Genomic DNA, 8,907 nt, shown 5'->3' on the forward strand with positions numbered 1-8,907 from the left:
GCCGCGCGGGCATCTCCCCCGCCACCGTCGCCGACGTCCGCGACCGCCTCCGCCGAGGCGAAGACCCCCTCCCACCACGCCAACGAGCCGCAACAACCCACCCACCAAAACACCCGGATCAACCGGACGGGTCTGCGGACCGCCCAGAAGGCGCAGTTGTGGTGAGAGTCGCCGATGGGCCCCTGAAGCCGTTGCACCGTACGACCGCCGAGGCGCTCCCGTCGGCCGGGGTGGTGTCCCTGATGCGCCCGCAGACAGGGCAGCAGATCCGCAGGCCTCGGCAAAGAGGAGCCAGAAGCCCGGTCGAGTTGCTCGCCATCTTCGACTCCCTGCGCCGTGACCCGTCGCTGCGCCTCAATGAAGCGGGCCGCCAGGTCCTGCGCATGCTGGACGCATGCTCCGCCGTCGTCCGGGACCGCCAACGCATCATCGACACCGTCCCCGCGCACTGCAGGGAGCCGCTGTCCCAACTCGCCGACGGCTACGCCGAGATCTGGCAGCTGCTCGCCGACGACCTCCGCCGGACGGGAATCGGGGACCCGGCGATGGTGCAGCCGTCGTCCCTCGGCGCATGAAGACGTTCTGCGCGGACTGAGTCGCAGAGGGCGAAGTCAAAGGGGCCAAGTCCAAGGGGCCGAGTCAAAGAGGGCCGAGTCACAGCGGACCGGCGGACACCACGCACGCCCCAACCTCCGCACACCTCCTCGCGGACTGCCGCAGGAAACCAACTGACGTCCAGGGAGACAGACATGCCCGTAAGGGCCGGAGAGCTCAGGGAACGGCGGCCGCTGATCGCCGTACTCGCGGCCAATGTCATATCCGTCACCGGTAATTGGCTGAGCCTCATCGCCATTCCCGTTTTCGTGTACGCCACGACCGGCAGCGTCGCCAGGACCGGCATCGTGGCGTTCTGGCAGGGTCTGCCGATGGTGCTGAGTGCCGTCCTCGGCGGCCCGCTCATCGACCGTCTCGGCCGCCGCCGGGTCAGTGTCGCCACGGATGTCGTCTCGGCCGCGGCGGTGGGGGCGATCCCGCTGCTGCACCTCTTCGGGCAGCTCCATTTCTGGATGCTGTGCACGCTGGTCACCGTGATGGGCTTGTGCCGCTCACCCGGCGAGTCGGCCCGCAGCGTGCTGATGCCGCATCTCGCGGAGCGGGCGGGCACCACTGTGGCCAAGGCGGCCAGTCACTTCGAGAGCGCCCGCCAGCTGGCCCGGCTGCTCGGCGCCCCGCTGGCCGGTGTGCTCAGCGCGGTGTTCAGCCCGGCCACGGTGCTCTTCGCGGACGCGGCCACCTTCCTTGCCTCGGCCGTCCTGGTCGCGGGTGGTCTGCGGGGCTTCCCCGCGGCCGCCCCGGTCACGGACGCACCACGGGTCGATCTGCGCACGTACCGCGGGGAGCTCCGTGAGGGCTTCGCCTTCCTGCGCCGTACCCGGCTGCTGCTGGCCATCGTGCTCATGGTGATGGTGACCAACGCCCTGAACCAGGGCTGGAGCGCAGTGCTGCTTCCGGCGCACGCCGCGGACAACCTGGGCGGCTCCGTCAGCCTCGGTGTCATCACAGGCATTGCCAGTGTCGGCGCGATCGCCGGGTCCACGCTCTACGGCTCTGTCTTCGGCCGGTTCCGCCGCTGGCCGGTCTATGCCGCGGCCTTCTTCGTCGCAGGCGCCCCGCGTTTCCTGTTGGCGGCCGTGGTCCCTGAAGCGGTGCCTCTGGGCGTCCTGATGGTGTTCTCCGGTCTCGCTGCCGGCATCCTGAATCCGCTGATCGGCCCGCTCGTCTTCGAGCTCGTCCCGGAGGAACTGCGCAGCCGGGTCCAGGGCGTGTCCACTGCCGGTGCGCTGCTGGCCATCCCGATCGGCACACTGGGCTCAGGGCTGCTGGCCCAGGCAGTGGGTCTGACCGGCGCTTTCTGGGTCACGGGCGGGCTGTATCTGCTGGTCACCCTGTGCCCGCTCGTCTTCCCTGTCTGGCGGCGGATGGACTCGCCCAGCGCGCACGACGACAGCGAGTTGCGCCCTGCTGCCGAGCCTCATCCGGTGTGACGAAGACTTCGGCTCCGGCAGGTGCCGGGTTCGACGTCAAGGAGCTGTGCCAGGTTTTGGGGGTGTCCCGCTGCGGCCGGCGGATGCGGAGCAACCGCATCCGCCGGCCGCCGTTTGCCGCTTGCTGCTGTGGACGGCCCCGGCTCCCGTGTGCTCCCGCCCCCCCCCGGGACGGAGTTGGGGCGGGAGCACAGCGGGACCAGCATCAGTGGGACCAGCACCACCGGAACCCGTCAGAGGTCGGCGGTCATCCGGCTGCGCCCGGTCAGATTGACGAGGACGGTTTCGTCCGGGCGGATCCTGCCCGCCGATGCCTCGTTGCGCAGGGCCGCGATGGCGGCGGCCGAGGCGTAGCACACGTCGATCCCCTCGATGGTGTGCAGCATGCGCCGGGCGGTGATGAGGTCCTCACGCGCTGCGGAGACGATCGAGCCGCCGGTGCCGGCGGCGATGGAGTGCAGATAGGGGTAGTAGGGCGAGCCGTCCCCGAGGAGGATGGCGGTGGCCAGACCGGTGGGGTGCTCGATCCGGTCCGCATCGGAAAGCTCCGCGCGGCCGTTCCGCCAGCCCTTGGCAGCAGGGGCGCAGGACTCCTCCTGGGCCATCAGGAACCTCGGCATCCGGTCGAGTTCGCCGATTTCCAGGTACTCTCGCATGCCTTTGTGGGCGGCCAGCATGCCCATGCCGCTGCTGACCGCCTGCACCACGACGTCCGGGGTACGGTCCATGGCGTCGAGGGCTTCGAGGTAGGCCAGCTTGAGGCCTTCCCGCCGTGCCCAGTTGAAGAAGCCGGCATCGAAGTGGAGGCCCTGTGCCGCCGCGAATATGCGGGCCTCTGCGGAAGCGTCCACGTAGCTTCCCTGCACCACCGTGAGCTTGGTCCGGCTGTTGTAGGGGATGTCGTGATTGGCGACGAATTCCGCACCGCAGAAGAAATGCGCTCGCATGGTGGGATCCATACGGACGGCCCGGGCCAGAGCTGTCGAGCTGTTTCCCGTGCTGGATCCGACGAATTCCTTCACGCCGAACTGGCGGAGTACCGCGGTGACCACTGAGGCCAGTCGGTCCTTCGTGGTGCGGGTCGGTTGCCGGGACTCGTCCTTGAGCCACAGACCGGGGACACCGATGGCCTCCCCGAGTCGGGGTGCGGGACGGCAAGGCGTTTGCACCGTGACGCCACTGTCGAGGAAGGACCGCGAGGTCAGCGGGAGCAGGTCGAAATAGACCTGCTCCGGGTCCGCATGGCGATAGCGGCTCACGTTCCCCAGTTCGTACCGGGGCTCGAGGGCACCTGCGCAATTGCGGCATCGGTACAGCGGTTCTGGTGCGAACTCGGCGCCGCAGAGTATGCAGGCCAGTACGAACTTGGTAGGCGTGCTGTGCTCGTTCGCGGCAACTTCAATGGCAACCGTCGTCACGGCAGAGTCCCTTCACGTCGTTTCGGGGCGGCGACAACAGGGAGCAGAAATGGAAGACGCCCCCCACGAGGGGCGGTGATGTTCTCCGGCTGCCCTCGATGAATTTCCCCATCCAATACGTCACGACGTTATCAGGTTCGCGTCCGGCGCTCCTTGTTCGAGCGGAATTCCACGGAGGTGAAATACGAAGCCGGACAGGGGTGCGCATAAAAAATCGCGTTCAACTGCGGACACCCCCAGTTGAACGCGGAAAATCCCGCCCCGGTGAGTTGCCCCGGGGCGGGATCGATGGTGGTCCCGAATGCGCGATCAGGTCGTCGGCTCCTCGCCGACTGCAATCTTCGCGTAGTTCGCGAGAGAACGGTTGTAGCGCGGCAGGTGCTTGGCGAGTGCGCCCAGGGCCAGCGCAGCCGCCTCCCGTTCCCGGCCGACGTCGATCAGTGCCAGCGCGAGGAAGGCGGTGACCGCATCGTCGAGCTGGTCGGAGCCGTTGTCCCGCTCCGCGGTGAGCAGTTCGACACTCTTCTGGGCATCCCCGAGTGCGCGCAGGGTGCTCGACATCTGGATCACGGCCCGCCGCCTGCGCTCGCCGGTCAGCCCGGCCTCCAGCGCCTTCCGGTAAAGCGGTACGGCCGCCTCGCCCTCGCCGGTCGAGTCGTTCGCCGACGCACGCTCGAAGTACCCCACGGGGTGTCCTTCGGGGAGTTCGCCGGCCAGCGCCGCGACCTTTGCGCGGAAGTCGGCGGCGTCGAACTCGTCGAGGGCGGCCCACAGTTCGGCGGAGCGCTGTTCCCATTCCGGTGTCGTAGTCATCGCAGCAGCTTCGCCGAGATGCCTGTCGACCATCAAGGATGTTCGGGCACACCCAGCGGCGCCCAACTTGAACACGGCGCGGCAGCCCGGGTGGGAGTCCGGGGTGCGGCATGAACAGGACATGGACGGTTTGACCGCCCGTACTTTCTTCCCTGCGTGGACCCGAACGATCACACTTGTGTTTGCCGGAGCGAGGAGGGCATTCGGTGATTCGGCAAAGGCGTCGGCGGAACGCCGGAATGCGCGTTTCTCTTTTCGGGCTCAGGAGCTGGAGGGTACGGGGAGTGCAGGCACGGTATTTATTTTCGGCCGGCCCACGCCGTCGCGCGAGCCGGACGGCGCCCGTGGGTCAGTGCACGCGAAAGTGCGCCGCTTTGAGCGCGGTGCGCAGCAGAACTTCCGCGCCGAGGACCAGGTCGGCAGAGGAGGTGTCCTCCTGCGGGACATGACTGACGCCTCCGATGCTCGGGACGAAAATCATGGCGGTGGGGGTGATGTCGGCGACGACCTGAGCATCGTGGCCCGCGCCGCTGGGCAGCGACTGGAACGGAATTTCCAGCTCCAGGCAGCTCTGCTCGATGAGGCCGCGCAGTTTCGAGCTGGTCGACACCGGGCCGGAATACGTACGGGCGACGATCTGGATGTCAGTGCCGGTCTGCCGGGCAATGTCCTGCAGGTCCTGCCGCAGGGTCGCTTCGGCCTCCTCCATCCGTGGGGCGGACGTATCCCGAAGATCGGCGGTGAACCGTACGGTATCGGCAATCGTGTTGGGTGAATTCGGATGAATGTCGAGACGCCCGACGGTGGCGACCCGGCACAATTTCGACGCGCTCGCAATGCGCTCGACCGCCAGGACCGCGCGGGAGGCGGCAGCCAGTGCGTCGCGACGGCCCGGCATCGGGGTGGTGCCGGCGTGACCGGCGGTTCCGCGGATCTCGGCGGTGATGACGGTGCGTCCGGTGATGCCGTCGACGATGCCGATCCGGTTGCCGGCCTGTTCCAGCACCGGCCCCTGCTCGACATGGAGCTCCAGATAGGCGGCGAGCGACTCGGCCGGCCACACGGCACTGCCCAGCGCATCGAGGTCTCCACCGGCCAGCGCCAGCGGGCCACGCAGCGAGTGCCCTTCATGATCACAGGGCTCAAGGGGCAGGTCGGCGAGCCGGCCCGCCAGGGCTGAGGAGCCGAAGAACGGCTGAGGGAACAGCGCGCCTTCCTCGTTGGCAAAGGCCACGGCCACCGGCTCGAACTCGCCGTCGATGCCGGACTCGGCGCAGGCCTGTACCACTTCGAGCGCTGCCAGCACCCCGTAGGCACCGTCCAGCCGTCCGCCGTTCACCACAGTGTCCAAGTGGGAACCCATCAGGACGGCAGGCCGTTCGGGTTCGGTTCCGGTCGGGCGGGGGCGGATGGTGATGTTTCCCGCCGCGTCCACCGACGGTGCGAGGCCGGCGGACCGGCTCTCTTCGAGGAGGTATGCACGGGCCTCGCGGTCCGCACGGCTGAAGCCCTCGCGGGTGATACCGCCGGTTGCCGCATCGCGTCCGATGTTGCCGAGCTCTTCGACACGGCGCAGGAGACGTTCTCCGTTGACGGCCGGCGGGGCCATCCGACGATGGGCCGTTGGCTGACTCATGAGTCCTCCGGATCCATTCGCTTGAGCGTGAATCGTTAATCGTGAATCGTGAATCGTGAATTGGGATGAATGTGTTGGTGCTCAGCTGCACGAGGGCCCCGGCATTGAGGCGCGGGAGAGAGCCGGGGCCGCGTGCGGTTGTGATCAGAGGTGGCGGCTCCACCATTCGAGGATTGCGTCGAACCTGGCGATGCGGTGGCTGGGCAGTCCGGAGCGGGACATGTCGTGGCCTTCGCCGGGGAAGAGGAGGAGTTCTACGGGGATGTTGCGGGTTTTGAGGGCGACGAAGAGTCGTTGTGCCTGTTCGAGGGGGCAGTGGCGGTCTTCTTCGGACTGGATGATGAGCATGGGGAGTTGGATGTTGTCGGCGTAGGTGAGGGGGCTTTTTGCTGCCCATTGGGTGGGGTCGGTGCCGTAGAGGGCGATGGCGACGTTGATGCCGTCGTCGCTGGAGGCGGCGTAGCTGTCGACGGCGTAGAGGCCGCGTTCGCCGATGGCTGCGCGGAAGCGGTTGCCGTGGTGGGCGGCGAGCCAGGCGGACATGTAGCCGCCGAAGGAGCCGCCCATGACGCCGACGCGGTCGGCGTCGAGGTCGGGGGACTCCAGGGCCTTGTCCAGCAGGGCCAGCAGATCCGGAGCCGACTTGCGCGGCAGGTCGTCGGCGACATGCATGCCGTGCGCCTGGCCGTAGCCGGAGCAGCCGCGCGGGTTGCCCAGCACCACCGCGTAGCCGGCGCTCGCGTACACCTGCGCCTCGTCGAAGGCGGCCGGCCCGTTGAGGGTGTAACCGAACTGCGTGTACGGGCCGCCCTTGATCTGGAGCAGCACCGGGTGCGGGCCCTCGCCCTGCGGGCGGACGATCCAGCCCTGCAGCTCGTAACCGTCGTCGGTGGTGGCCGTGAACTCCTCCATCGGGAGCAGGTCTCCCTGCTCGACCAGTCGCCGCCCGAAGCCCGTCAGTTCGTGCTCTGCGCCGGCGCGCAGGCTGACCAGGTCACCGGCGCTGGTGGCGCTGGAGACGACGGCCGCGATCGTCAGGCCGTCCACGCCGTCCACGGCCGCGTATCCGTTGACCTGGCGCGCCCCGGTGATCAAGGGCTTCGGTGCGCCGCCGTCGTAGGGCACCAGGATCAGGTGGACCTCGCCGCGGTGGTCGGCGGCGAACAGGACGCCGTCGGCGACCGGGTGGATCATCTGGCTGGCGAAGCTCAGGTGATAGTCCTCGCCGGTGAGCCGCCGCGCAGGAGACGAACCGTCGGACGGCACCGACCACAGGCCGTAACTCATCGTGGCAAAGGCATTGTTGTTCTCGTCCAGCGGCTCGGCGGCGAAGCAGACCGCGGTGCCGTCGGGGGAGAAGCGGGGGCAGCCGAGAATCAGTCCGCCGTCGGTGAGGGAGCGCAGTCCGGTGCCGTCGGGGGCGCACACCCACAGGTCGTTGCGGAGGTCGTCGCCGGCCTTTTCATGACGGGCCGCGGTGAAGGTCAGCAGCTGTCCGTCGGGGCTCCAGGAGACGTCCGAGTGGTCGTAATTCCCCTCGGTCACCTGGGTGGTCGCGGACAGCAGATCGTCGGCGAACGGATCCGTGACGAAAATGTGCCGCGGCCGGTCCATGGTGAAACCGAATCCATCTGCCCAGTAGCGGAGTTTGGTGATGCGGCGGGGTGCTTCGCTCTGCGGTGCGCCGCGGTAGCGGCCGGACTCGGGTACGCGTGCCGTGTAGGCGAGGAATTTGGAGTCCGGGCTCCATACCGGCTGGCCGGCGCCGATGGGGTGACTGGTGACAGGGCGGGCCTCGCCGCCGTCCAGGGGCAGGATGTGGAGCTGGCCGGGGCCGCCCGGCACGGGGCGCAGGAAGGCCAGGTGGCGGCCGTCGGGCGAGAAGGCGGGGGCGCCGTCGTGCGGCCCGCGGGTCAGTAGCCGGGCCGGAGTGCTGCCGTCGGTCGCGGCCAGCCACAGTTCGGAGATGTATCCCTCGGTGGCGAGGTCGGACCGGGTGACGCTGACGGCCGCGAACCGGCCGTCACCCGAGAGCGTGGGACGTCCGAGGACAGGAAGGAGATCAATATCCGTGGGCTTCATACCGAGAAATTTATTTCTGCGGCATCAAATCGGTCAAAGGTGGTCAAATTGAACAACGATAAAGGGGCGCGAAGACGCGGCCGGCGTCTTCGCACCCCTTTATCAAAGTTCTTTGTTGTGGTTGTGCGGCGGAGGGGTGGCGGATTATTAGAAACCACCCCTCCGGCCGCGCCACATAATTACTGGATGTTGACGTAGTAAGACGTCGCCAGAAGCTCAGCAGAGGTCTCGATGAACTCGATGTCGTCGAACTCCACGGTGCTCTCCATGATGCTCACTCCACTCTTTTGCTTCTTGGTTTCCGTCGGTGTTTTCCGGCGGTGATGAAATATTCGCCTGAAGGGGCTTCAGGCGTCAACCGCGGCCTTTTTGAACACCGGTGGTCGAACAGGCAATTGCCTTCAGCGGAGGTCGTCGGCGAGCAGCTGCCAGATCTCGGCGTAGCCGTCGGCGAGTTGGGACAGCGGTTCCCTGCAGTGTGCGGGGACGGTGTCGATGATGCGTTGGCGGTCCCGGACGACGGCGGAGCATGCGTCCAGCATGCGCAGGACCTGGCGGCCTGCTTCGTTGAGGCGCAGCGACGGGTCACGGCACAAGGAACCGAAGATCGCCCGTAGTTCGGCGGGGCTCCTGCCTCCGCCGGGGTCGTACGGCGCACGCGACTCGACGGAGAATCTCGCCGGAGCTGCGGCACAGGCCGAGGTTTCGCCGCTCACGGCCGTGACGGCTGTCACGGCCGTCACGGGCTTGGGGCGGGCAGTTCTCTCATCCGGCTGATCCTCGTGATCCGGTTGATCCGGGTGTTTTGGTGGGTGGGTTGTTGCGGCTCGTTGGCGTGGTGGGAGGGGGTCTTCGCCTCGGCGGAGGCGGTCGCGGACGTCGGCGACGGTGGCGGGGGAGATGCCCGCGCGGC

The 8,907-nt window shown here is 67.9% G+C and carries 7 protein-coding genes; 2 read left to right on the plus strand and 5 right to left on the minus strand.

The genetic code is table 11. The features are described 5' to 3' along the window. The first annotated feature begins 161 nt into the window (after window positions 1-161). Together P2Q00_RS50350 and P2Q00_RS50355 are read left to right on the plus strand one after the other, a co-directional pair. On the plus strand, window positions 162-575 hold the full coding sequence (locus P2Q00_RS50350) for a hypothetical protein (RefSeq protein ID WP_275781822.1): 414 nt from the start codon (window positions 162-164) through the stop codon (window positions 573-575). Window positions 576-749: 174 nt separating this feature from the next. Beyond that, window positions 750-2,045, plus strand: coding sequence for an MFS transporter (locus P2Q00_RS50355; protein WP_275781823.1), 1,296 nt, complete (start codon window positions 750-752; stop codon window positions 2,043-2,045). 233 nt (window positions 2,046-2,278) lie between these two features. Here the strand turns inward: P2Q00_RS50355 and P2Q00_RS50360 are convergent, their stop codons facing one another. The 5 genes from P2Q00_RS50360 to P2Q00_RS50380 all read right to left on the minus strand — a co-directional run bounded on the left by P2Q00_RS50360 (window position 2,279) and on the right by P2Q00_RS50380 (window position 8,728). Beyond that, window positions 2,279-3,304, minus strand: coding sequence for a threonine synthase (locus tag P2Q00_RS50360; RefSeq protein WP_275781825.1), 1,026 nt, complete (start codon window positions 3,302-3,304; stop codon window positions 2,279-2,281). Window positions 3,305-3,772: 468 nt separating this feature from the next. After that, window positions 3,773-4,276, minus strand: coding sequence for a tetratricopeptide repeat protein (locus tag P2Q00_RS50365; protein ID WP_275781827.1), 504 nt, complete (start codon window positions 4,274-4,276; stop codon window positions 3,773-3,775). 349 nt (window positions 4,277-4,625) lie between these two features. Further along, window positions 4,626-5,885: a Zn-dependent hydrolase gene (locus P2Q00_RS50370; RefSeq protein WP_275781828.1), complete on the minus strand. Its 1,260-nt coding sequence runs from the start codon at window positions 5,883-5,885 to the stop codon at window positions 4,626-4,628. A 171-nt stretch (window positions 5,886-6,056) separates the two neighbouring features. Next, window positions 6,057-7,994 (minus strand): S9 family peptidase, encoded by a 1,938-nt coding sequence (locus tag P2Q00_RS50375; RefSeq protein WP_275781829.1) that lies wholly within the window; start codon window positions 7,992-7,994, stop codon window positions 6,057-6,059. Window positions 7,995-8,395: 401 nt separating this feature from the next. Continuing rightward, window positions 8,396-8,728: a hypothetical protein gene (locus tag P2Q00_RS50380; protein WP_275781831.1), complete on the minus strand. Its 333-nt coding sequence runs from the start codon at window positions 8,726-8,728 to the stop codon at window positions 8,396-8,398. Window positions 8,729-8,907: the final 179 nt, after the last annotated feature.

This window comes from Streptomyces coacervatus (assembly GCF_029223485.1).
Classification (GTDB): Bacteria; Actinomycetota; Actinomycetes; order Streptomycetales; family Streptomycetaceae; genus Streptomyces; species Streptomyces coacervatus.

Bases quoted from the DNA above. Each gene is read 5' to 3' on its own strand.
- P2Q00_RS50355 (WP_275781823.1), top strand. From the start codon at position 750: ATGCCCGTAAGGGCCGGAGAGCTCAGGGAACGGCGGCCGCTGATCGCC.
- P2Q00_RS50365 (WP_275781827.1), bottom strand. From the start codon at position 4,276: ATGACTACGACACCGGAATGGGAACAGCGCTCCGCCGAACTGTGGGCC.
- P2Q00_RS50370 (WP_275781828.1), bottom strand. From the start codon at position 5,885: ATGGCCCCGCCGGCCGTCAACGGAGAACGTCTCCTGCGCCGTGTCGAA.
- P2Q00_RS50375 (WP_275781829.1), bottom strand. From the start codon at position 7,994: ATGAAGCCCACGGATATTGATCTCCTTCCTGTCCTCGGACGTCCCACG.